Consider the following 22,453-nt stretch of genomic DNA (forward strand, 5'->3'; position numbering starts at 1 on the left):
GCCGACCAGTGTAGGCGGCGCCCCCCAGCCTGCCGAACCAAATCCACCGGGTGCCTGGGGGCTTCAGGCGGCGGTGTGGCGATCCAGCTGGAACACGTCGACCGCGGCCACCAGTTCGGTGGACAGGGCCTGCAGCGCGTCGGCGGCGGTGCTCATTTCTTCCACCATGGCGGCGTTTTGCTGGGTGGCCTGGTCGATGTGGGACAAGGCTTCGCTCACCTGGGCCACGCCCAGGCTTTGTTCGGCGCTGGCGGTGCTGATGTTGCGCACGATGGCGTTGACCCGCTGGATGCTGGCCACCACATCGGTCATGGTGTGGCCAGCGTCGGCCACCAGCCCCGTGCCGTGGGCCACCTGGCCCACGCTGGCGTCGATCAGCGCCTTGATTTCCTTGGCCGCCTGCGCACTGCGCCCGGCCAGCGAGCGCACTTCACTTGCCACCACGGCAAACCCGCGCCCGGCTTCGCCTGCGCGGGCCGCTTCCACGGCTGCGTTGAGCGCCAGGATGTTGGTCTGGAACGCAATGCCGTCAATGACCCCGATGATTTCGGCCATGCGGCCCGACGATGCGGTGATGTCCTGCATGCTGTGCACCGCTTGACCCACCACGGTGCCGCCGTTGTGGGCCACCTGGGCTGTTTGCTGGGCCAGGGTGTTGCCTTGGGCGGCGCTTTCGGCGTTGTGGTTCACGCTGGCGCTGAGTTGGCCCATGGACGCCACGGTTTGCTCCAACGCGCTGGCCTGGTTTTCGGTGCGCTCGGTCAGTTGGTGGCTGCCAGCGGCCAGCTCGGCACTGGCCTCGGCCACGCGCGAGGCCGATTGGCGCACCTGCGCCACGGTCTGGGCCAAACGCTGGCGCATGGCCGACAAGGCGTGCAGCAGGCTGCTGTTGTCCCCCGGCCGCAGCACGATGGGCGAGGCCAGGTCCCCCTGGGCCACCCGCTGGGCGATGGCCAGTGCGTGCTGGGGCTCGCCGCCCAACTGGCGCAGCAGGCTGTGGCGAATCAGCATGCCCACCAGCAGCAGCAAGGCCCCCGCGACCAGCAACTCCAGCGCGGTGGCCATGGCCTGCTGGCGCACCACCGCCTCCACCGTGTCGATGTACACCCCCGAGCCCAGCACCCAGCCCCAAGGCGCAAAGCCTTTCACGTAGGACACCTTGGCCACCGGGTCCTCGCTGCCCGGCTTGGGCCACAGGTAAGACACCATGCCTTCGCCCTGGCGTTGGACGGTGCGGACAAACTCGGTGAACAGCGCCTTGCCCGTGGGGTCCTTGATGGCGCGGAGGTCGGTGCCGTCCAGCTCGGGCTTGATGGGGTGCATCACCATGCGGGTGTCCAGATCGTTGATCCAGAAATACTCGTTGCCGCTGTAGCGCAACGGGCGGATGGCGTCGATGGCGCGTTGCTTGGCCTCGGGCTCGGTCAAGGCCCCGGACTGCACCTGCGCGTGCAGCGTCTGGAACAGGCCGTGCACCGCCTCCACGGTCTGGCGCACGCCCACTTCGCGTTCGGCCAGGGCCAACCGGCGGCCTTCGGCCACCGACAGGCCCGCAATGACGGCAATGGCCAGCAAGCCGGTGCCGATCAGAAGCCACAGCCGCTGAGAAATGGTGAATGAGCTGAACACGTGGAGCCTCTCTGGTGTGTATGCAATATTCATAATTCAGTCACTCAAGGATTGTCTGGCGGGGGGGCTGACGTAGCGCTGTCAGGTGTGCGTCTGCGCGGCGGAGAAGCCCTGGCCTTTGACGAACATCAATTCCCGCAGCCAGCCGGTGGTGCGCAGCGGCTACAGTGCCCCCATGCAACGACGTCAATTCAACCAACGCATCGGCGTGTGGATGGCCTCTCTTGGTGGCCTCAACGCCTTGCCCGCAGGGGCGCAAAACCTGTCTTCCGCCGACGCCCTGGGCGGCATCCGCGCGGCCCTGTCCACCGGGGCCAAGGTGGCGGTGCAGCAACTGGGGCGGCAAGGGGGGTTTTCGGGCAACGCCAAGGTGCGCATCGGCCTGCCCGGCGTGCTGGAAGATGCCGCTCCCCTGCTGCGCGGCATGGGCCAGGGCAAGCGGCTCGATGAACTGGTGGCCGCCATGAACCAGGCCGCCGAACAGGCCGTGCCGCTGGCCGCCGACCTGCTGGCCAACGCCATCCAGCACCTCAGCGTGGACGATGCCCTGCACATCGTGCGTGGGGGCGACACGGCGGTGACCGACTTCTTTGCCGACAAGACCCGCGAGCCGCTGACCGCGCAGTTCCTGCCCGTGGTGCGCCAGCACACCCAACACGTGAAGCTGGCCGACAAGTACCAGGCCGTGGCCGGGCGTGCGGCCAAGATGGGCCTGCTCAAGGCCCAGGACGCCGACCTGCCCGGCTACGTCACCGGGCGGGCGCTGGATGGCCTGTACCTCGTCATCGGCGAGGAGGAACGCAAGATCCGCCAGAACCCTGCCGCCGCGGGCAGTGCCCTGCTGCGCAAGGTGTTTGGCGGGTGACGGGTGAGAGCGAGGTGATCTGCCGCCACCTGTGGGTGCAGGGGCGAGTGCAAGGGGTGTACTACCGCGCCTCCACCGTGCAGGTGGCCCGGGAGCTGGGCCTGACCGGCTGGGTGCGCAACCGGCACGATGGTCGTGTGGAGGCCGTGGTGTGCGGCCCGGCCCAGGCGGTTCATCGCCTGGTGCACTGGGCCCACCAGGGACCCATCGCCGCCCGGGTGGATGCGGTGCAGGTGACCGCGGTGGAGCCTGCCGACTGGGGCGGGCCGTTCACCGAGTTTCAGCAGGTGGCCACCGCCTGAGACGCTCAGCGTCTGCGCTGGTTGCGCAGCATGAACACATAGGCCGTTTCCACCTTGGCCCGAGCCCAGGGCGTTTTGCGCAGGAACGTGAGGCTGGACTTGATGCTGGGGTCCAGCGAGAAGCAGCGGATGGGCACGCGCTGCGCCAGCCCTTCCCAGCCGTGGTGGGCCACCAGGGCGGTGAGCATGGCTTCCAGCGTGACGCCGTGCAGGGGGTTGTTGGGTTGAGTGTCCATGGGGGGTGCAGTGTAGGCGGCCCGACGCTGAAACAAAACGACACGCGCCGCGACGCTTCGACACCCACCCGAAACCCTTGAAACAGGCGGCTGCAAGACCATTCAGTCATCCCCAACGGGATGTTCAACCCCGCGGCCACCGCGGCCTCACTGAAAGGAAATGCACCATGTCCCACCCCTCCCGCCGTCCCCTGGTCTTGCGCGCAGCGTCGCTGGCCTCGTTGACCTTGCTGATGACCACCGCGTCCGCCTGGGCCGCCCCCGCAGACCCGGTGCTGCACAGCCCCCGTGTGGCCGGGGCTGACGCGGCGCACCGCGTGAACGGGGAAATTCCGCCCGAGGTGCCGGTGCAGGACCTGCGCCGCGCCGACATCCGCGCCCAGGGGCGCGAAGCGCTGCTGAAGCGCACGCTGGCGGTGGGTGACCTGTCCCTGTGACGAAAACGCTCAGAGCCCCTTGGCCCCAAAAGCGCAGTAACCCACCCGTGGGCTCTTCTTCTGCGGGTGCAGGCGGCAGGTGTCGGGCCGCTGCTCGTACACCGTGCAGCGGCGGGTCTTGGCGTCCAGCCAGGTGCAGTCGCCGTCGGCCCGGCGCATCATGGTGAACACCTCGGCTTTGGTGTTGTAACGCTCCACCACCCGTGCCTTTTGCAGGCGCTTGGCAATGCGGGCGGGGTCTTCGTTTTCAGCCTCGAACTCGTCCACCAGCCCCAGGCGCACCAGGTCGCTCACCCGCACCTCCAGGGGCATGGTGCAGCAGTTGGCCTGGCACAGGTCGCACAGGCCGGGTTTGTAACGGGTCCAGGTGTCGCTGCTGTCGACGTTGACGATGTGGATGGATGAGCGCATGGGGGGAGTGTGGTTCAAAAAAAGGCCGCGGCATGCCGATCGGTGGGTCTTTTGCCGGTGTGCACATACGCACTCAACAGCTCGACGGTGCGTGGCACGTCAAACCCCGGGCCGCGCAAGGACAAGGGCAGCACGCTGCTGCGCACCACGGACTGTACGCACCCGCGCACCAGCACCTGTTCCATGAGGTCGGTGCTGCCCAGCTCGTAGAACGCCGCCATGCCCCGGATGTAGCTGGCCTTGTCCATGTCGGCAAACGACAGCGGGGCCAGCCCGTGGGACAGCAACAGGGCGTTGGCCGCGATGCGGGAGGTTCGCTTGTTGCCGTTGGCAAAGGCTTGCAGGTAGGGAATGCGTGTCATGAGGTACAGCGCCGCCTGCAAGGGGTGCAAGCCATTGGCCCGCTCCACGAGGGTGGCCAGGGCCCCGGCCACATAGCGTGTGCCGGGCCGGAATGGGGGCAGGTAGGCCGATGCGCCCAGGTTCACCTCCTCGTATTCGCGTGGGCGTCCGCGCTGGTGTTCGGGCAGGAAATGGTCGGATTCGGCCACATCGGGCAAGCCATGGTCGGACGTCAGCAAGGCGTGCCAGGCGCAGACGTTGTCCACCGTCAGTGCCCGGTGCTGCCATTGGTGTTCCGCCGCCTGTCGGTGGTTGAGGGCCAACACGGCTTCGGCCGCGGGTTTGTCGGGGTGGCGTTGCCCGTAGGCCAGCAGGGCCTCGGTGTCCAGCATGGAGTAGGTGCTGCCTTCCAGCACCGAAGAGCCCCACGAGAAGTCCACCACAAAGCTGGCCAGGAAGGCCGCATCCATGGGCGGCACCCGCGCTTGCAGGTGGGTCAACCGCATGGCCTTGTCCAGGGGGAGACCGGGCTCGGTGTGCAGCAGGGCTTCGTCAAACCGGGCCACGGGGCGGCTTTGCCAGGGCTGTGCAAAGAAGGCGTCCACCTGTTCCCGTGTCCAGCGCTCGGTTTGCACATAGCGGGTGGCGCGGCCCTGCCCCTTGACCCCAATCAGCCCTTGGGCCGCCAACCCGGCCAGGCGGCGGTTGACGGTGGAGCGGCTGGCAGGGGCCAGCGCCGCCGTCAAATCGGCTGGCGCAAGCCCTGCGGGTCCGGCTTGGGACAGCAGGGCCAGGATGCGGTCAGGTTCGGGCTGGGCCATGGAATGACAAAAATTCAATCAAGCTAAGTGTTTGAATTTTTGTGAAAAAGACGAATCTTGTCAAAAAAAGTTGACGCACAGGCTTTGCACGTCAACCGCCACGGGTTACTGCCCTGCTTTTGCCTTCAGCTTTCCAAGGCCGCCGCGGGCTCCAGGTGCACGGCCAGCGCCTGCTCCAGCAGCGCCAGGCCCTGCTGCACCTCCGCCGCCGTGGTGTTGAGGCGCGGCATGAAGCGCAGGTTGTGGGGCCGCGCCGCGTTGACCAGCAGGCCAAGGGTGCGGCAGGTGTGCACCACGTCGGCGGCGATGTCCTGCCCCAGCTCCAGGGCCAGCAGCAGGCCCTCGCCGCGCACCTCGCCCAGGCCCAGGCGGGTCGACAGATCTTGCAGCCCTTCGCGCAGCTCGCGCCCGCGCAGGCGGACGTTGGCCAGAAAGGTGGGTTGGCTCAGCTCGTTCAGCACCGCCAGCGCCACGGCGCACATCAGCGGGTTGCCGGCGTAGGTGCCGCCCTGGTCGCCGTGTTCGAACACGCTGCAATGTGCCTGGGCCAGCACGGCGGAAATGGGCACGCCGCCGCCCAGACCCTTGCCCAGGGTGAGGATGTCGGGCTTCACGCCAAAGTGCTCAAACGCAAACAGCTCGCCCAGGCGGCCACAGCCGGTCTGCACCTCGTCAAAGATGAGCAGCAGGCCGTGCTGGTCGCACAGCTCGCGCAGGGCGCGCAGGAAGGCGGGGCGGGCGGGGTGCACCCCGGCTTCGCCCTGCACGGGCTCCAGCATGATGGCCACGGTGCGCTCGCTCAACACCGCGCGGACCGATTCGATGTCGTTCAGCCGCGCCTTCACAAACCCCGGCACCGTGGGCGGGAACAGCTGGTCCCACCCCGGCTTGCCGCTGGCGGCCATGGTGGCCAGGTTGCGCCCGTGAAAACCGTTGTGAAAGGTCACGATCTCGAACGCCCCCGCTCGCTTCATCCTCCCCCACTTTCGCGCCAGCTTGATGGCCCCCTCGTTCGCCTCCGCCCCCGTGCTGCCGAAAAACACCTGCTCAAACCCGCTCAACCCACACAGCCGCTGCGCCAGTGCCAGGGCGGGCGCGTTGTACAGCGCCGGGCTGGGCGTGAGCAGCAGGGCCGACTGCTCGTGCAGCGCCTGGCGCACCACCGCCGGGCTGTGGCCCAGCGCGTTGACGGCCCAGCCCTGCAGCCAGTCCAGGTAGCGGGTGCCCGCCTGGTCCCACAGCCACGCGCCTTCGCCGCGCACAAACACGGTGTCGGGCCGGGGGGTGATGGCCATCAGGTGCTGGCTGTGGGGCGGCTGCGGGTTGGGGGGCTGGGTGGGGTTCGACATGGTCAAGGGCCTTTCAAAACGGTGCCAAAAAGCGGCGGGGACAAAGAAAAAGGCCACGGGGGTGAGCCGTGGCCTTTGCGGGGGAAACTGGAACTGGGGGGAGGGGCTATCGCCTCAGGGTCCGGGTCTCACGCGCAGGGCACGGCAGCGAGCGACGGGCTCGTGCAGAACGTGCAGCTCGGGCGGCGGAGACGGAACGGGACAGGGTGAACATGCGGGCCATGGTAACTCAAGCCCGCAGCGGGCGCAGCAGGTCGCGCAGGCCGTTGTGGTCAATGGTCTGCATCAGCGCCAACAGGCGGCCCAGCTCGCCGGGCGGAAAACCCTCGCGGGCAAACCAGTTGAGGTAGTTGCCCGGCAAGTCGGCCAGCAAACGGCCCGCGTGTTTGCCATAGGGCATTTGCACGGTGACCAGCTTGAGCAACAGGGCGGGGTCCATGGGGTTCATGGGGTGGGGTGCTTCGAAATGTGTAGCTGCATATGCTTTATATAAAAGCGGTAAAGGCCAAAATTTTATTGAATTCCTGGGGCGTGGATGGGCCGGATTTTCAGCCCTGCGCGGCCAGCAGCTGGGCTGCGGCCAGGGGGGACATGACTTCGATGCCATCGCGCATGGGGTAGGTGTCACTGACCGGGGCCACCAGCAGCTTGCGTGTGGCACCCACATCAGCCGCCGCCAAATGGAAGCCTTTGGACACGGTGGGGGCCGAGGAGCGTTTGATTTCCACCACCCAGGTTTGGCCATTGCGCAGGGGCAGCACCAAGTCGGCCTCGGCCCCATGGCTGGTGCGGTAGAAGCTGGCCTGGGCCGATCCAGAGGGGTTGGGCAGGGCGGCCAGCAGTTGCTCGATGACAAAGCCTTCCCAGCTGTGACCCGCCACCGGGTGGCCCAGCACATCGTCCAGCGTTTGCAGACCCAAGAGGGCGTGCACCAGGCCGCTGTCGCGCACATACACCTTGGGCGAGCGCACCAGCCGCTTGCCCACGTTGCCGCTCCATGCGGGCAGGCGGCGCACCAGCATCAGGTCGCACAGCAGGTCGATGTAACGGGCCACGGTCTGGCCGCTGACGGCCAGCGCCGCCGCCAGCCGGGAGGCATCCAGCAGTTCGCCTTGGTTGTGGGCCAGCATGGTCCACAGGCGGCGCAACGTGGTGCTGGGGATGCGCGGCCCCAGGGCGGGAATGTCCTTGTCCAAATAGGTGGCGATGAACATCTCGCGCCAGCGCAGGCTGGCGGCGTCGTCTGCGGCCAACCACGACAGCGGAAACCCGCCCCGTATCCACAGGCTGTTCATGTCAGCCGGGGGGGCCGTGGGGGGCATCACCTCGCGCAATTGAAACGGGGGCAGCTCCAGTTGGGCCATGCGGCCCGCCAAACTCTCGCTGCTTTGGCGCAGCAGCACCCCAGAGGCAGAGCCCAGCAGCAGGTACTGGCCCGCCATTTCCCCATCGCGGCGGCGCTGGTCGATGACGGCGCGCAGCACAGCAAACAACTCGGGCTGGCGCTGCACCTCGTCCAGGATCACCAACTGATGGCGATGGGCTTGCAAAAAAGCCTCCGGGTCGTCCAACTGGCGCTGGGCCGAGGGCAACTCCAAGTCCAGGTAAAACGCATTGGGGTGCTGGCTTTGCGCCGCAAAGGCCAGGGTGGTCTTGCCCACCTGCCGTGGCCCCAACAGCACCACCGCCGGGAATTGAGCCAGCAGATCGGTCAGTTGGGTGTGGGCGAGGCGGGAAAACATGGGTGCATTTTATCCAGTTTATGGAGAAAATACACGGTTGATGGGGCTGGGCAAATCATCCGCAACCGCCACGGTTTGACGCAGGCGGTGCCCGCAGCGGGCGCAGCAGGTCGCGCGGGGCGTAGTGGTCCATGGTGGGATGCTTTGAAATGTGTAGCTGCTTACGCTTTATGTAAAAGCGGTAGAGGCTGAAATTCTTATCAGCCCGCAACGGGACAGCCGGTGTGCGTGCTTTCGAGACCGTGGGCGCTCGAGTCCAAGACCTGCTGTCTTGAACAGCCCGTGAAGCAGTGGCGCGCTCCCTGACGGGGTGAGTCCGGGCGTTTTCGGTGACGGGTTTATGGGGTTAGATGATTCGAAATTTGTAGCTGCTTGTGCTTGTTATGAAAGCGGTAGGGGCCAAAAGTCCATTGAATTCCTGAGATGGCCTGATGCTTGAGGTTTGCATGCCTTGTTCCTTCGTCCTGGCCATCTTCACGTCCACCAAAATGGAGCGCAGGCACAGCACGGCGGCGCTGGACTTCGATTGGGAGATGCCGAGGCCAACTACCATCCGCACTTGCTGGTCAGGCAGTCAGGTAGCCAGGGGGGATGTCTGACTTAAACCGGCCAGACCTCACGATTTCCGGGGCGGTTCAGTTCATGTATCCATCCGTGTAGCCGACTATGACAATAGATCAGGGCAGTGACGGTCAGCAGACCGCAGGCACCACGCAAGCAGCACCAAGCGGGACGTCGCCCGAGCTCACTGGCGGCCAAGGCTTCAGCTTCGAGGACGCAGTTTCATCTATATACGCCGCAGCGTTGCTCTGCGAGACGACAGCGCCAGGCCTGCCGGGCCGCGTCGTCAGACATGTCTCCGTGCAGCAAGGTTCGTTCGGACAGCCGCTCGACGACCTCATCGTTCGGGCAGAAGGCGCCGACCAGGTCTCGATTACCTTCAGCGCCCAGGTCAAGCGCAAGCTGGTCATCAGTGCGGCCAGCACGAACACTGACTTCCGAGAGACGATTGAGCGCGCTTACGCGACGCTCTCGGACCCGGGTTTTCGGGTTTCGTTGGACAGGGTGGGCACCATAGTCGGCGAAGTATCGGACGCAGCCAAGCGGAGTTTCGAGACGCTCTGTGAGTGGGCGCGGGCAGAGAGCTCCTCGGAACAGTTCGTCCGTAAGTTGCAGACCGACGGCGCCGCCGGAGGCAAGCTATCGCAGTTCGAGGCGGTTCGCGACATCCTCTCGTCCAAGGCGGCGCCCGGCGAGCTTGATGCGGCCACCCACAAACTACTGAGTCACTTTGTCCTCATACGCCTGGACTTGCTGACCGACGGTTCGCCGACCGAGGCGCAGACAGTTGCTGGCCTTGCCAACACCCTGGCTCCAGTGGACCGTCCCCGCGCTGACGACCTGTGGCGCCGTTTGCTGGCGTTGGTGCGCGTTTCGCAGGGGCGCGCTGCAGGGTACGACCGTAAGACGCTCGTCGCTCGGCTGAACGGCGCATTCCGGCTTGCCGGGGCGTCGAGTGCGCAAGGAGCATTGCAAGCCATACAGCAGGAAAGTCGACTTGCCGCTGCCGAAATCACGAACAGCATCTCTGGGCTGAGTGTGCCGCGTGACACCAGCGTTCAAGCGGTGGTCGAGGCTGCAAAGTCGCCTGGCTTTGTGCAGATTGGCGGCATGCCCGGTGCTGGCAAGTCGGTTGTTCTCCGCGCGGCGGTCGAACAACTTGCCGCCTCTGGGACTGTCCTCTTCCTAAAGTCCGACCGTCTGCGGGGGAGTACGTGGGCGCAGTACGCCGCCGCCGCGGGCATGACGCACGGCAACTTGGAGGAACTGCTGGTGGAGCTTGCTGCGTCCGGCTCCAGCGTGCTGTTCGTCGACGGTATTGACCGTGTAGAGGTCGAACACCGAGGCATCCTCCTGGACCTGCTGAACACCATCCACTCCTCGCCGCTACTGTCAGGATGGTGCGTCGTGGCCACCGTGCGCGACACAGGAATGGAGCCGTTGCGCACTTGGTTGCCTGCGTGTCTGTTCTCAAGCGGAGTGCGGACGCTGACCATCGACTCTTTCGACGACGGGGAAGCTGAGGCGCTCGCGCGCGCCAAGCCTGCCCTTCGATCTCTGCTTTTCGGCAGTGATTCGGTTCGCGCGGTCGTTCGTAGGCCCTTTTTCGCGGCCGTGCTTGCCAAGGAGGTCGACTCGTCGAGCGCGCAGGCCACCTCTGAGGTCGACCTTGCGGCTCTGTGGTGGGAGCGCGGCGGCTACGGTGCTGACCCCACGCGGGTAGGCTACCGGCGAAATGCCCTGGTGCAGTTGGCCAAGACAGGCGCACATCAACTTGGCAGGCGCGTCCCCATAGCCGATGTCGATGCTCAGGCGCTCGCCGAACTCGAGGCGGATGGCATCGTTCGACCTGTGAGACGCGGACATACCGTGCAGTTCTCCCACGACATCTTCTTCGAATGGGCGTTCCTGCAGCACCTGGTCCGGGCGGATGACGCCTGGCCAGAGGTCATTCGCGAAGTTGGGGAGCCGCCAGCGCTTGGGCGGGTTGTCGAACTGCTCTCCCAGGCGGAGCTTGCCCACGGCGAGAACTGGGCCAACCACTTGGCCATCTTGGAGGGAGATCAGAGACTTCGCTCTCAGTGGCTGCGCGCGTGGATGGCCGGGCCGTTCTCCCTGGAGACGTTCCCGCAGTACTCCGCCGCCTTCGACCTAGCGATGCTCGACACTGCTCACTCGCGCGTCCGCAAGGCGGTCGTTTGGTACCAAGCTGAAAAGACCAAGCCGAATACGGCCATGCTCGAGCGCTTGGATGAACCTGACCTCGACCTTGCCAAGCGTATGCTGTACGCGGACATGTGGGGGCATCCTTCGGACATCGCAGCCTGGGCTCGCTTCTGCGACTGGCTTCTGGACCACGCTTCAGACATCCCCGCCCGGGTGATTCCAGACATGGTCTCGGCGTTCGAGGTGTGGCAGAACAGGTTTTCCCACTACCGAAACCGGGTATCCGAGCGCATCGTTCAGACCTGCCTCGCCTGGCTGTACCACATCCAGCATCAACAACATCAAAGGGGGTTCTCGACGGATCGCGGGGTCTGGGCCGAGATTGAGGACAGGCGGGATGGTTTGAACGAGCTTGAGTCCGCACTGCGCACATTGGTGCTGAACGCTTCGATCACCCAGAGGTCTTTGGCCGCTCAGTACCTCCGCGATTTGCGCCGCCTGGAACGGATTCCACATCAGGCCGTCCAGTCCGTATTCACACATGCCCCATTTCTCTCGCTTGCTTGCCCTGCGGAGTTGGTCGATTTCACGATTTCTGTCGTGTGCCAGCGCCTTCCAGTCGTTGTGCAGAAAGAGCTGAGAGGAAAGGACTTCTTAGGGCGATACAGTTTCAGTAACTCCGATTGGGACGATCTCTCCATCGACGACCACTTCTCCTTCTTCCCGGCGGCTCCGACGAGGGAGCCGTTCCACTCGCTGCTGCTGCAATCTCCGGACCAGGGTAGAAGACTGGTTCGGGAGGTCGCCAACCACGCCATTCGATCATGGCGGCAGCTGCATCGACTCTCGTACGAGAAAGATGGAACGCCTATTCCGTTTGTCTTGCAGTTTCCGTGGGGTAGGCAAGTGTTCTGGGGTGACAGCCGTCTCTACTTAGGGGCACGTGGATGCTTCGGGCCTTCGACCGTCAACTCAGGCTGGATGGCTCTTGAAGCGTGGGCGTTCAGTGAGCTTGAGAAAGGCACCCCCGTTGATGACATCCTCGAAGCGGTGTTAGCAGAGCATCAGTCCGTGGGAGCCCTCGCTGTTGCTGCTGCCATTTCTCTGCAGGCACAACACACCTCAGCAGTAACTCTGCCGATCGCGACGAACCAACGCCTCTGGCACTGGGACATTCGGCGTCAGGTGCAGGAGATGGGACAGATAGCGAACCTTATCGGGTTCGACAAGCCGGAGGACAGGCCTCACGGCTTGGCGGTGAAGGAAGGCAACGAACGGCCGGTACGCCGTGCAGACGTCCGCTCGCTTGGCACTCTTATGGTGCTCAGGGGAGGGGCACTAGGGGCGGAAGCGGCGGCGGCCATCCAAGAGTTTTCGAAAGACCTGCCGTTTGACTATGCAGAGCAACGATTGAACTCTGAAGTGCGTTCGGACCTCGCAAGGACCGCGGAGATATGGGCGGAGCTTGGTAAGCCAGAGAACTACCACGCAGAGCTCAGCCAGGATGAATCCAAGGTGGTCATCTCCCACGAGAATCCCAAGGCAACGGGCGATGACATCCAGGCGATGCAAGCCCGGCACAGCGAGATGGGCCGTTACCTCACTCTCCTGAACTGGGCCTACTCGTACTTCGATGGCGGCAAGCTGAAGGGGTCACTTACGCTCGAAGCAGCTGCAACAGCAGCCAAAGAGCTTGACTCCGAAGACCTCTTTGCAACCGGACATGAATACACGGAGCTGGCACACCAACGACAAGCCGCCGTTGCGGGTGTAGCTGCAATCCTCTTGCTTGAGAAGGTTGAAGCGCACCTGCAATGGGCCATTGAAGTGTGCGTCCGGGCGACGCAGACACCGGAGGTGCCGCAACCGTTCTTCACGCGCACCGCGAAGCTAATGCACCATCCGGTGCTCTATGCAACCAAAGGGCTGGGCGCATTGTTTGCGGTTGTTGAAGACAGCGAGGATGTCAAGCCGCTGCAGTCGCTTCTCACAGAGCTGTGTGCATATCCCTATGAGGAAATCGCAGTCGCGGCATTGGCCGCCTTGCTGGGTGCCTGGTCTCGGTATCCGGACATCGCGTGGGCAGCGATGCGGCTGGCGATGGTATTAGCAATCTTCAAGGTGCAGTATGGTCCCGGAGACGCAGAGGCACGACACTATGCGCGAATCCAGGGTGTCGTCGCCGAGGAACTTCAGCGTCTACAAAGTGGCGCATCTGTCGTCGGCTCTCTGCCTACTTGGCCTGAGCCCTGGGTGCCGATGACTGATGGCGAGGCGGTTAACGCGCGCCGTCGACGTGGCCGTACTGTTGATGCCGAATGGCGGGTCAACCCATTGCACGTCGACACCTCGTTCCTCGATAAGGTATTGCAGGTCATCCCGCTGGAGGCTGCATTGGCGGACCAAGCGCACGCAGCGTTGTTCCTGGACTGGTGCGAAGGCTTGGCCAAATGGACCGTCAAGCGAATCGCACCTGCCTGGGCGAAAAGCCGAAGAGACCTTGATGACACTCACGGACCTGACTACTTCAAGTGGCGTCGTCATCTGTATCGTTTCCTGTCCCGGATTGCGCTGAAACTGCCCGTAGAGGAAGGCATACGGCGGTTTCTGCAACCTGCCATGACCACCAATGACGAGACCTTTCCGAGTCTTGTTGAGTGCTTCACATGGAGTCTGATGGCCCAGGTAGCGGACAGCCCAGAGATTCCTCAACCCGCCTTGGAGTTGCTCTCTGTAGTAACGCAGCGCGTTCTGGCCTATCGGGACTGGCGCTACGCTGGTCACGGCGGGCACTCAGAGCAAGACTTCGTCGACATCGTCAAGCACCTGTTCTTCGCCGACCTCGGATACGCAGGTGGGGCGATTCGCTTTGCCAACCGAAACTGGACCGAAGTTGGAGCTGTGATTCCAATTTTCGAGCCGATACTGCGCGCCCATGGCTCTGTCAACTTCGTTGCTCGCGCCTGGATGAGCCTATGCGAAAGCAGCTTCGAGCACTACCCTGTTCAGCACTTCGTCGACAACCTTGAGCATCTCCTGGTTGGAGAGGGAACACCGCCAGGATGGCGCGGCACGCAATTGCCGGCGCGACTATCGGGGCTGATTCAGCGCTTCAGCGAGCGGCAGCAACCCATGCCCTTGGCGATGGCCGAGAAGCTTTTGCGAGCACTCGACAGGCTCGTTGACATGGGCGACAGGCGTGCTGCTGCTGTGCAGCTTAGCGAGGTCTTCCGCTCTGTTCGGGTCACTACCTGAACGCGCACTGCTCACGAAGCATCGTTCTCAGCGCCAGCACTTCGGGCTCGCTTCCTTCTTTGGGACGATTCACTTCCGTCTGGCGGTCGCCTTCACCGCGCAGGGCCTTTGCTGTCTATGTTAGGGTCGGCTCATGTCGGATGACACAGAAAGTGAAAGGAGACTCATTGATTTCAAAGCACTTTTTCACTTTATGTGCCATGCGGTCGAGGTGGTCGTGACAGAGAACATGGAAAGAACCCGATTCTTCGCCACATAAGGTGAAAAATTCTACAAAGGTAGCCTACCCTCGGAAGACGCTATTGGATGGTAAGGCCAGGGTCCCCGACAATTGGCATCTGTCTTGAAATCTTTGCGTTGAACGCTACGCGCCAAGGGGAGATTTCACTTCCGTGGAGTTCGTAAACACCACAGTTCGGCATGGGCAAGCCGATCTGGAAGGCTCGAAATGACTTCATGGCAGCGTGGTCGTCGACTGGGAATTTCATGACACGCCACACGAGCATTGCAAACCACATGCCGTGCCCCACGACGACCGTCTCATGGGGTAGTGCGTCAAGAAACGGTAGGTAACCGTCCACTCGCGCAGCAAACTCTTTGAACGTCTCTGCGCCATCACCCATCCTGCAGGTCGGGTCACTTCGGGTCCAATAGTCATCGACCATCGGGCGTCGTTCATGCACGGTAGTTCCTACAACCTGTTCGGGGTCCAGCATCAGGAACTCGTGAAGAAGCGGATTGGTTGTCGGGCTCAACTCAAAGCGGGTGCAGAGCGGTTGGGCCGTGTCCATCGCCCGCTGGTATTGAGAAGTCACAATCGCTGACGGGGTGGAAGGCCACAATTCAGATAGCCGTACAGCCTGTTCGTGTCCGCGTACTGTCAACGGGATGAGGCCAGGGTCACTCGTAGGCAAGCCTGCATTCGCGGCGCTCTCGCCATGACGGATCAAATGAATTGTTTTCACTGCGTTTTGCACTCCCTTGCATCCTTTCTGGCCACCTGAGGGCGGCATGACAGAGTCCTTGGTGTTCTGAACTTGAGTCGCCCCGAGAAATAGGGGGGCCACATGTTGTGATCTGTACCCACTTCCGTGGATGCGAGCCGCACGGCAGACGCCAAGCTACTTGAATGTTGGCATGGTTTATCGGGCTGGTCGACCGCGCCATGAGGCAGCAGAGGTCGGTACTTGTTGACTGTTTGGCTATGCTTCTTTCCATTCGACAACGTCGATCTCTCTACTTTGAGCATCAGCATGGGATCGTCGTTGTTAGTGGGTGGAAAACAGTCCTTCCCTGAGAAAAAAGTACTGCCTTGCACCATCAACGGAAGGTCCACACACTGGAGTCGCACTGATTTGAGCTAACAAGGCACGCGGGGAGCAGCACATTTTTTTTGCCAGCTCAGCCAAGGACACATACCGTGCACGAAAGGACTCAATGTCTTCGGGCTTGATGCGACGGCCAAGCACTCCGGCTCCGGAGCTCTTCAATAGCCCTGAATGGACCAAGTCATACGCCACCTGTTGCTTCAAGCCCAGCTCCTTGGCCGCGTGGACAACAGACAGCCCCTCTCCTGATTGCATACGGTGCTTTATCCTCCACGCTCGCGTAGCGGATGCACTCAACATTGCATGACCAATGGGTACCCTGTCCTGGGCACGCCCGAGAACAGGCACTTCGCCGTCAACTACGGCCTTTACCAAGGCCACGGCCTCGTGTTCTCTCCACCGCCAGTGCTTCAACGTTTCGCGCAGTGACACCGCATCAGGCGTTGCCATTACGTAGTCGGGGGAAACATGCAGGCGTTCAACTTCCACCTGAGGGATGAGCCAAGCAGCCGCTTCACGGTTCGTCTGACGCGAGATTAAGGGAGTTACCACTCCCGCTGCAATAAGGTCACGCAATCGCCCTTTTGGCAGAGCAAGGGCGCAGGCGGCCTGACCCAACGAATAAGCGCCGTGTGTGGTCATCTTGATCCGAAGCAGCTCGTTCGAATGGATCGACAGCGAATGGCGTCCCGATGGCAAGGCTGCAGACGTTGCGGGGATCAGCTCAGCCTGAACCAAGTGGCGCAAGACAGACTCGGGAACACCGGCAGCAGTTGCCATTTGCGGGAGAGTGATTCGCGGGTGCTTTTTGACGGTTTCGCATTCGAACCGCTTGTTGCGTCTGCAAACCAACCCCCACCAGTTTTCGTTCAAATAGCCCTCAAAAGCAGTGCGCAGGAATTGATAGCTTGGGCCAGGAAGGTCGTTGTAGAGCACACGGTAGAGTGGGGCAAAAGTTCTGCGCACGCTGGGGCCTCTCGGTGCTGTAGCCTGGATTTCCGAAATGCGTTCATGCAAACGAACAGGCCAGTTGGTCAATAAGGCAGATACACCCTCAACCAGGCTTCGTGCCACCTGGAGGCAATGCACGTTCTGGATTTGGCCAGGATGCGCTGGTCTGACACTCGCGTGGAATGCCCCGAGATACCGAGCCAGCCTGTGAACCTCTGGTGTCGTCAGCTCGATAAGGGCAGGCTCCGTGCATGGGCTTGCTGCTTCGCCACACAGTAACTGTGTGAATGCCAGCACAGCTCCTTCTGCGATTTCCGAATCAGCTTCTGCAAGGCTTGTTCCACACAGGCAATGCGTTTGAACTGCGTCCGTCCAACTACAGCAGGCATCGCAGCGTGGGCAGGTATCGCGCAGCCAGGTGCCATGCACCGGACATGCGCAGACCAACTTCAGGCCCCATAGTCCTTTCAATACGCTCCCTTCTTTCATGCATGCAGGACACCAGCGCCGATAGGTTTGATTGAAGTCCGAGACACCAAGGCCAAGAGGTCTGCTGTTGCATTCCCAATGACTGGGCAGAGGCCCAAACAGATGGCCTCGATCCTCATCCGTCAGCAATAAACGCTCGCAAAGTTCATCAAAGGCCCCTTGGCTTCTTGTCTGAAGAGAAGTGAAAAGCTGGCGAACTGAGTGGAACCCGTTGGCACCCGACACCCTCATCAAATACCCGGGGGTACTTTCCCCTGGCGTAGGCCTGGGCCTGACAGCAAGGGTGCGTTTCGTCCGAGGTGTCATGCAGGCCTCCCCCGCCCTTGATTGCCATGCCGATTGAGAGCCGATACCGCGAGTGCCAGCACGAATAGCAGTTCACCGCTGTGCAGCCCCGCCAAATAAGCGCCAAGGTGAGCCATAACGTCACGAGGTTGTCGTAGTTCGATGGGCAGTTGCCACCGTCGGGTCAATACCTCAAACGCCTTCGGCGGCACGCCGCAGTGCGCAGCGTCAAAGAAAACATTCAAGAGCGCTTTGGCCACCCCAGAATCAACCCTATTACAAGGGTAGTGATGGTCAAAAAGGTTGCATTGCTGGTCAAGGCGATCACGCGCATCCAGGTCTGGGATGTCCCCGGAAAGCTGGTGCCACCACATATCCAATTCGACAACGCGCTCTCGGCGTTGGGCAGTAGTGAAACGGGGGTTGAACAATGTTCCAGTCAGGCCTGGGATACCGGCACCGGCTTCCTTCCGCTCCCGTTCAATGGATTCACGAATCAACCCAGCCAGCGGGTTGCGACGGCCATCCAACTCGTCCATCAGCTTCTTTGCTGCGTGCCAACATCTGACCTGGTCTAGATCAACGAGGGTTGCATTGACATCCCGAAAAAACCAGCGCAGCGCATGCCGTGCTTTGATCACTACCGTCGAGGGAAGATCTGCTATCACGGCGACCTCCCACGAACTCGGTACCATGCGTGAACCCTTTCTCGGCACCATGGGCCAAGATTCTGGCAACGGGTAGTAGTTCCTTTCGGTCAATGCTCTGCGCACCTTCAAAAGCCACCAAAGGACCTCGTAGACATCGCGTGTCCGGTAAGTCGCGCGGACTGTTTGAACGGAAGCACGGCACTGTCGGACGACCTGAGGTATCTGTGCATCAGAGGCTGCACACAGGATCCTGCTGAGCCGAATGGCAATCTGTGGCGCCAAACGGTAGGCGGCCTCCGGCACCCTCGCGCCACAAACACACTGCCACCCTTGGCGCAGGGTCGCCCAGCTCCATTTCCGATCACAAGCGTGACACCTATCGCTCAACGGGCAACCATGCACGGCACATGCGGATACGAGCGGAAGATCCCAATAAAGTAGGTGGTGACCGTTCTCGGCCACACACAGAGGGCACAGCCTAGGGAAGGGTGCCCACACGTACCACCCTGGTGAACATTGCGGATTCCAGCGCTCAAGAAGGCTGTTTTCGCGTGCGCGAAACGACGTCAACGTGTCTATGCCAATCAGGTTGGACAGCACCTGATCAACTTCCATTTTTGGCTCCGCCCTCAACTTCCGTGTTGCGGAGCGCACACCTGGGGGTACGAGGTGGCCATTGGCCAGATAGATCCGCCAGCACCAGCTGGCCAAGCTCTCGCCTTCGCGTAGCTGTGGCCGCACTGGAAAGTCAGCCAGCGCCAATTGATCGCTCATGCTGACCTCCTTCGCAGCCGCTCACGGGCAACCTGGAAGGGCTCGCCGCCACGGTCAAGTCTTCGACATTCAAAGGCCGGGTTGAAGGGGTTCAGCTTGCCAATGCCCTCCCACCAGATTTCGTCGGTGAAGGCTTTCTCCAACATGGACGCATCGATCACGTCCATGTCAAGCTCAAGGGCTTGCTTCAAAGTCGCAAACAGCAGCTTTTTGATGTAGGCCACCCGGCCATCGCTGGCGTAGTAAAGCCGTTCCCCCATTTCCTGGGCGCTGTAAGGCGAGGAAGAAACCGGGATGTCGATGAGTGACACGAGCGACAAGAACAACTGAAGACACTCGGTCTCGATGCTGTCTGTGTCACTTTGGCCTACCGCCAAACGACGCCGACTTGAGAACCGCCGCCGCAGTTGGTCGTTGATCTGAAGCATCTTCTCGACCCGAGGCAGCCCCAGCAGGACTGTGGGTACTCCCAGTTCATCGATCAGGTGCTTCAGCCAGTCACCCACCATGTAGTGCGTCTTGGTGTCTCCCCTGTCATGCAGATGCTGCGATTCATCGAACAGCAGCATGTCCACGCCGCAATTGCGGCACAGGGTGACGACGCGACTGCTCATTACCGTGACTGTGCCTCTGTCAGGGAAAGGATCCCCAAGTGCCGTGAGCATGGCGCTGGCCACACCTGCGATGGATGCCGCGGGGGGGACCGACGTGATCAGCACTTCAACCAGATCTCGCTCTGGCAAGACTCGGCGGGGATGTTGAAGTGCCAACCATCGGCACAGGCTGCTCTTGCCGGTACCTGCTTCTCCTGTCACCAGCATGTGTGTTGCCACCCCGGTTTCCCTGTACAGCTTCAGGTTCGCTTCAATGGCGTTTTTGGCTGCCACGAACGGTGGGAAGGGGATGTATTGCTCGTCAAAGGTCCGCAGCCGAGCATAGATGTCATCGGCCTCCATCACGGCCTCGCTTGGGTGGCGTCATCTGAAATGCAGGGAGGACCTTTGGAAGTGCTTCGTCGGACGAGTCTTCCTTTGCCACCACCTTGGCCTTGTCAGGCCCGGGCTTGGCTTTGATGCCCGAGGCCTGAACCGGCTGCACGGGCACTCCTTGCGGTTTGCTGCTGCTGATGCCACGGATGGCCGCTGATCGCTGCCTGGCCTTTTGCTTTCTGCTGGTCATCAGCTCCGCGACGGACTGAGCGATGTCGTTGCGCGCCCGTTGAAGGGCGACACGGTCTTCGGCGTTGGTGCCATCTTCGCGCAGGATCTGCCGGATCAAGGCGTTTTGCCTGAGCGTCATACCACGCGCATAGGTCAGGTCAAGCGCCTGAACCAAATGCGGTTCTGCATCGTCTGGGCCCCACACATGGACATCACCCAGATCCTCAGGGTCGAACACCACGCGGACCTCCACCCCCTCGCCGTACCGCCTCAAGACCGGCGCCAGGACATCGCTGTTGTATCGGATGCCATTGAGCTCAAAGCCGTCCCGGCGCAGCTTTCTCGCGGCGCTCTGACCAATGCGCTGTTGAAGCAACTGGAGGTTGGCTGGAAGTTGGGGTTCATGTGCAGCGACTCCGTCATGCCAACGTTGCCAGGGGGTGGTGCCAAGACCCGAATGCATGGTCTGGGCGTAAATATCCACCACCCACTTTTCGAACAGGTGCTTGAACTCGGCCAGTGTCATCAAGGCGCATTGCTGCGGGTCATAGTCGCCTCGCAAATGAAAGCGCGCGTAGCTGGTGCCGGGCAACTGGTGAGCAAAGGAGTAGTTGATGGTCTTGAGGTACCGCTCGATCACCCCCTTGAAGCGTGGCTGGCGTTTGGGGCAGAACACAAGAGCAAAGCCCAGGTCGAAGGCCAGGCCGTCCAGGTCAATGCCGTGAAACTCCAAGCCGTTGTCTGTCACCACGGTTTCAGGAATGCCATAGGTGGGCCAACGGTTTTCCACGATCAAGTCTTTGAGGGCGGTATCAGTCGCTGGCTTGGGCAAGATGCCATGCCGCAAAGCTCCAACCACCGCTGCAGCGGAAGGGCTGCCGTAGCTCAGGTAGTACCCATGCGGCATGCGGCAGAAGTGATCAATGGCTACCGTCAACGTGGGACGTCCAAGTGGCAACCAAGTCCGCTCATCCACCAAGAACAAGTCCAGTGGTGTGTGGTCGATCTCCACTCGCTCCAGGATGCGCGTGGTCTTGATCCCTGCTTTGCCCACCCGAAATCGCCTGTCTGCGCTGGCCTTGCCCTCCTTGAGTGCAGTCATCTCATAGAGGTCGGCATTGGCCAGCATGCGATACACCGTGCGGATGCTCGGAGCGACCTGCGGCGTGCTGTTCAGTGACCGCTTGTTTTCTGAGTCGATCTTGCTCAACAGGCGCGAGTAGATGTTCTGACCGGTGGCCAATGGCGTTGTTTTAAACGCTTCGACCATGGCTTCAGCCAACAACTCCAGCATGCGAGGGCTTTGGCGTCCGGTCTTTTGCCCACGCAGGTCATAACGGGGAATCAGCGCCCGGGGGTCACTGCTTTGAGTGAAGCGGCGGTACCAGCGGTAAACCGTGGTGACGCCGGGTGGCTTGGATTCACCCAGTCCAGTTGCCACCTCCTGGAGAATGGGCCGAAGATAGTCCGGCGTGAAAACGGGGGGGCCATCTGCTGTGATGGCTTCCAGATATCGGCGGCGGCGGGTGACTTCCCTCTGCGCTTCTTCAGGCAACTGATCCAATGGCCTGGAGTAGGTGACCCTGGCGAGGCCGACAGATTCGGTCGCCTTGGCGGCAGACACCAAGCCCAGTGCGAAGTCGTCCAGCAATTGCTGGCGCTTCACGAGCGAGAGTACGCCCCCATTGAGGGTTTCCAGCAGCACCTCGCCGTTTGGCTGCAGGCGTTCGATCCGGAAGGTCTCGCCTTTCCAGTCAAAAACCATGTTTTTGCGCAAGCCAAAACCAGCCATCGTCCGCCTCCCTTGTCTTGGTCAATTGCGTGTCAGGTGACAGGGGTTCATCAAGGGAACACCGAAGCAACCCCGCCATGAGCAAGCTATACGGCTCTGCACCGTGGGTTGCCAACAACTGGGTTGTGCGTGCCAATGTCGCCGGGAGTTCTTCAGCGCATCGGTTCAAGGCTGATCTCGCATGGCCAACGGAATGCTGAACGCGCATGGCGCGGTGGCAGATCGTTCGCACATTGGCCTGCCGGGGCTCCTGGCACAGCACCTCATCGGTCAAGATGACAAAGGCTTGGTCGCTTCGCTTGAGGTGGCTGGCCACGCATGCCAGCTTGTGCTGCACGTCTTCTTTCTGAAGGAAGATGGCTGGCTTGACCTCAACCCAGACGAGCTGGCCGCTGCACAGCGTGACTTCCAGGTCTGGTGTGTACCTTCGCACGCGATCTCCATCGGGGTAGGTGATGGTGGTGGGCTGCTCTCGATACCCTGCCACCAGGGGCGACGCCTCCAACAGATAGATGGCGTCGAGTTCCAGCAGGCCCTCGTGGTGGACCATGCGGCCATTCTTGCGGCTTGGGAACTTGCCTCGCATGATCCCGCCCGATGGGCTGATCACCTGGCGGGCTCGGCTATGGGCCTCGCCTGCTGGCGCGCGCCCATTCCATCGACCGTTCCACAGATTGGTGGTCATTTGCGCTCCTCACCATGACGCGGGCAACACAGCGCCCGCTGTCCTGGGTATGACAGTTGGATATGCCTGCTTTTGGGCGTAGGAATACCCAGACTGGGTGATGTCAACCAGTCAAAACAGGTGTCGTTGGAGGCTTGCGGTCTTGACGCTGGGGGAGTGCGTCCGCGATACTGGAGGTGCCAACCGAGGTATCGACAGATGCTTCACCCAGACGACGGGGCAA

At 62.0% G+C, this 22,453-nt stretch carries 17 protein-coding genes and 2 pseudogenes; 4 read left to right on the forward strand and 15 right to left on the reverse strand.

Features of this window, described 5'->3' with window-relative positions; genetic code table 11:
* Positions 1–63: 63 nt before the first annotated feature.
* The gene (locus ACYVB7_RS09150) at positions 64–1,629 is read right to left on the reverse strand and encodes a methyl-accepting chemotaxis protein (protein ID WP_460506615.1); all 1,566 of its coding nucleotides are present in this window, start codon (positions 1,627–1,629) and stop codon (positions 64–66) included.
* 175 nt (positions 1,630–1,804) lie between these two features.
* On the opposite strand from ACYVB7_RS09150, the gene ACYVB7_RS09155 reads away from it, so the two are divergent.
* On the forward strand, positions 1,805–2,494 hold the full coding sequence (locus tag ACYVB7_RS09155; RefSeq protein WP_460506617.1) for a DUF4197 domain-containing protein: 690 nt from the start codon (positions 1,805–1,807) through the stop codon (positions 2,492–2,494).
* Positions 2,491–2,796, forward strand: coding sequence for an acylphosphatase (locus ACYVB7_RS09160; RefSeq protein WP_460506619.1), 306 nt, complete (start codon positions 2,491–2,493; stop codon positions 2,794–2,796). The genes ACYVB7_RS09155 and ACYVB7_RS09160 overlap by 4 nt, the downstream gene beginning before the upstream one ends.
* 5 nt (positions 2,797–2,801) lie before the next feature.
* On the opposite strand, the gene ACYVB7_RS09165 is transcribed toward ACYVB7_RS09160, so the two are convergent.
* Complete coding sequence (locus tag ACYVB7_RS09165) at positions 2,802–3,032, reverse strand: VF530 family protein (protein ID WP_460506621.1); 231 nt, start codon at positions 3,030–3,032, stop codon at positions 2,802–2,804.
* Between the two features lie 167 nt (positions 3,033–3,199).
* Between ACYVB7_RS09165 and ACYVB7_RS09170 the strand changes: the two genes are divergently transcribed.
* Complete coding sequence (locus ACYVB7_RS09170; protein ID WP_460506623.1) at positions 3,200–3,469, forward strand: hypothetical protein; 270 nt, start codon at positions 3,200–3,202, stop codon at positions 3,467–3,469.
* A 9-nt stretch (positions 3,470–3,478) separates the two neighbouring features.
* Here ACYVB7_RS09170 and ACYVB7_RS09175 read toward each other — a convergent pair whose 3' ends face one another.
* From ACYVB7_RS09175 to ACYVB7_RS09195, 5 genes are all read right to left on the reverse strand, one after another.
* A complete protein-coding gene (locus ACYVB7_RS09175; RefSeq protein WP_460506626.1) occupies positions 3,479–3,880 on the reverse strand; it encodes a YkgJ family cysteine cluster protein in 402 nt (133 codons plus the stop codon).
* 14 nt (positions 3,881–3,894) lie between these two features.
* Positions 3,895–5,043 carry a Fic family protein gene (locus ACYVB7_RS09180; protein ID WP_460506628.1) on the reverse strand — a complete coding sequence of 383 codons (1,149 nt, stop codon included), beginning with the start codon at positions 5,041–5,043 and terminating at the stop codon, positions 3,895–3,897.
* Between the two features lie 125 nt (positions 5,044–5,168).
* The gene (locus tag ACYVB7_RS09185; protein ID WP_460506630.1) at positions 5,169–6,392 is read right to left on the reverse strand and encodes a PLP-dependent aminotransferase family protein; all 1,224 of its coding nucleotides are present in this window, start codon (positions 6,390–6,392) and stop codon (positions 5,169–5,171) included.
* Between the two features lie 229 nt (positions 6,393–6,621).
* Positions 6,622–6,831, reverse strand: a complete 210-nt coding sequence (locus ACYVB7_RS09190) for a DUF3820 family protein (RefSeq protein ID WP_460507021.1) — start codon at positions 6,829–6,831, stop codon at positions 6,622–6,624.
* 109 nt (positions 6,832–6,940) lie between these two features.
* Positions 6,941–8,134, reverse strand: a complete 1,194-nt coding sequence (locus tag ACYVB7_RS09195; protein WP_460506632.1) for an ATP-binding protein — start codon at positions 8,132–8,134, stop codon at positions 6,941–6,943.
* A gap of 666 nt (positions 8,135–8,800) precedes the next feature.
* Here ACYVB7_RS09195 and ACYVB7_RS09200 point away from each other — a divergent pair.
* Positions 8,801–14,116, forward strand: a complete 5,316-nt coding sequence (locus tag ACYVB7_RS09200; protein WP_460506634.1) for an NACHT domain-containing protein — start codon at positions 8,801–8,803, stop codon at positions 14,114–14,116.
* 299 nt (positions 14,117–14,415) lie between these two features.
* Here ACYVB7_RS09200 and ACYVB7_RS09205 read toward each other — a convergent pair whose 3' ends face one another.
* The 8 genes and pseudogenes from ACYVB7_RS09205 to ACYVB7_RS09240 all read right to left on the reverse strand — a co-directional run bounded on the left by ACYVB7_RS09205 (position 14,416) and on the right by ACYVB7_RS09240 (position 22,230).
* Entirely contained in the window at positions 14,416–15,129 is a 714-nt protein-coding gene (locus tag ACYVB7_RS09205; protein ID WP_460506636.1) for a histidine phosphatase family protein, read from the reverse strand.
* A 255-nt stretch (positions 15,130–15,384) separates the two neighbouring features.
* Entirely contained in the window at positions 15,385–16,380 is a 996-nt protein-coding gene (locus ACYVB7_RS09210; RefSeq protein ID WP_460507043.1) for a helix-turn-helix domain-containing protein, read from the reverse strand.
* A 444-nt stretch (positions 16,381–16,824) separates the two neighbouring features.
* Positions 16,825–17,190: pseudogene (locus ACYVB7_RS09215) on the reverse strand (TniQ family protein); the annotation flags it as partial.
* Complete coding sequence (locus ACYVB7_RS09220) at positions 17,187–17,837, reverse strand: hypothetical protein (RefSeq protein ID WP_460507045.1); 651 nt, start codon at positions 17,835–17,837, stop codon at positions 17,187–17,189. The pseudogene ACYVB7_RS09215 and the gene ACYVB7_RS09220, both read right to left, overlap by 4 nt.
* A gap of 378 nt (positions 17,838–18,215) precedes the next feature.
* Positions 18,216–18,593 (reverse strand): annotated as a pseudogene (locus ACYVB7_RS09225) (TniQ family protein); the annotation flags it as partial.
* On the reverse strand, positions 18,590–19,549 hold the full coding sequence (locus tag ACYVB7_RS09230; protein WP_460506638.1) for a P-loop NTPase family protein: 960 nt from the start codon (positions 19,547–19,549) through the stop codon (positions 18,590–18,592). The gene ACYVB7_RS09230 and the pseudogene ACYVB7_RS09225, both read right to left, overlap by 4 nt.
* Positions 19,536–21,545: a Mu transposase C-terminal domain-containing protein gene (locus ACYVB7_RS09235; protein ID WP_460506640.1), complete on the reverse strand. Its 2,010-nt coding sequence runs from the start codon at positions 21,543–21,545 to the stop codon at positions 19,536–19,538. The genes ACYVB7_RS09230 and ACYVB7_RS09235 overlap by 14 nt, the downstream gene beginning before the upstream one ends.
* Positions 21,508–22,230, reverse strand: a complete 723-nt coding sequence (locus tag ACYVB7_RS09240) for a TnsA endonuclease N-terminal domain-containing protein (RefSeq protein WP_460506642.1) — start codon at positions 22,228–22,230, stop codon at positions 21,508–21,510. Before ACYVB7_RS09240 ends, ACYVB7_RS09235 begins: the two co-directional genes overlap by 38 nt.
* Between the last annotated feature and the right edge of the window lie 223 nt (positions 22,231–22,453).

The organism is Hydrogenophaga soli, from assembly GCF_054777695.1.

What these genes read in the sequence shown, in the direction of transcription:
- ACYVB7_RS09205 (WP_460506636.1), bottom strand. Translation starts at nt 15,129, where the DNA reads ATGCCGCCCTCAGGTGGCCAGAAAGGATGCAAGGGAGTGCAAAACGCA.
- ACYVB7_RS09180 (WP_460506628.1), bottom strand. Translation starts at nt 5,043, where the DNA reads ATGGCCCAGCCCGAACCTGACCGCATCCTGGCCCTGCTGTCCCAAGCC.
- ACYVB7_RS09190 (WP_460507021.1), bottom strand. Translation starts at nt 6,831, where the DNA reads ATGGACCCCGCCCTGTTGCTCAAGCTGGTCACCGTGCAAATGCCCTAT.
- ACYVB7_RS09240 (WP_460506642.1), bottom strand. Translation starts at nt 22,230, where the DNA reads ATGACCACCAATCTGTGGAACGGTCGATGGAATGGGCGCGCGCCAGCA.
- ACYVB7_RS09195 (WP_460506632.1), bottom strand. Translation starts at nt 8,134, where the DNA reads ATGTTTTCCCGCCTCGCCCACACCCAACTGACCGATCTGCTGGCTCAA.
- ACYVB7_RS09170 (WP_460506623.1), top strand. Translation starts at nt 3,200, where the DNA reads ATGTCCCACCCCTCCCGCCGTCCCCTGGTCTTGCGCGCAGCGTCGCTG.
- ACYVB7_RS09185 (WP_460506630.1), bottom strand. Translation starts at nt 6,392, where the DNA reads ATGTCGAACCCCACCCAGCCCCCCAACCCGCAGCCGCCCCACAGCCAG.
- ACYVB7_RS09235 (WP_460506640.1), bottom strand. Translation starts at nt 21,545, where the DNA reads ATGGCTGGTTTTGGCTTGCGCAAAAACATGGTTTTTGACTGGAAAGGC.
- ACYVB7_RS09200 (WP_460506634.1), top strand. Translation starts at nt 8,801, where the DNA reads ATGACAATAGATCAGGGCAGTGACGGTCAGCAGACCGCAGGCACCACG.
- ACYVB7_RS09165 (WP_460506621.1), bottom strand. Translation starts at nt 3,032, where the DNA reads ATGGACACTCAACCCAACAACCCCCTGCACGGCGTCACGCTGGAAGCC.
- ACYVB7_RS09175 (WP_460506626.1), bottom strand. Translation starts at nt 3,880, where the DNA reads ATGCGCTCATCCATCCACATCGTCAACGTCGACAGCAGCGACACCTGG.
- ACYVB7_RS09230 (WP_460506638.1), bottom strand. Translation starts at nt 19,549, where the DNA reads ATGGAGGCCGATGACATCTATGCTCGGCTGCGGACCTTTGACGAGCAA.
- ACYVB7_RS09155 (WP_460506617.1), top strand. Translation starts at nt 1,805, where the DNA reads ATGCAACGACGTCAATTCAACCAACGCATCGGCGTGTGGATGGCCTCT.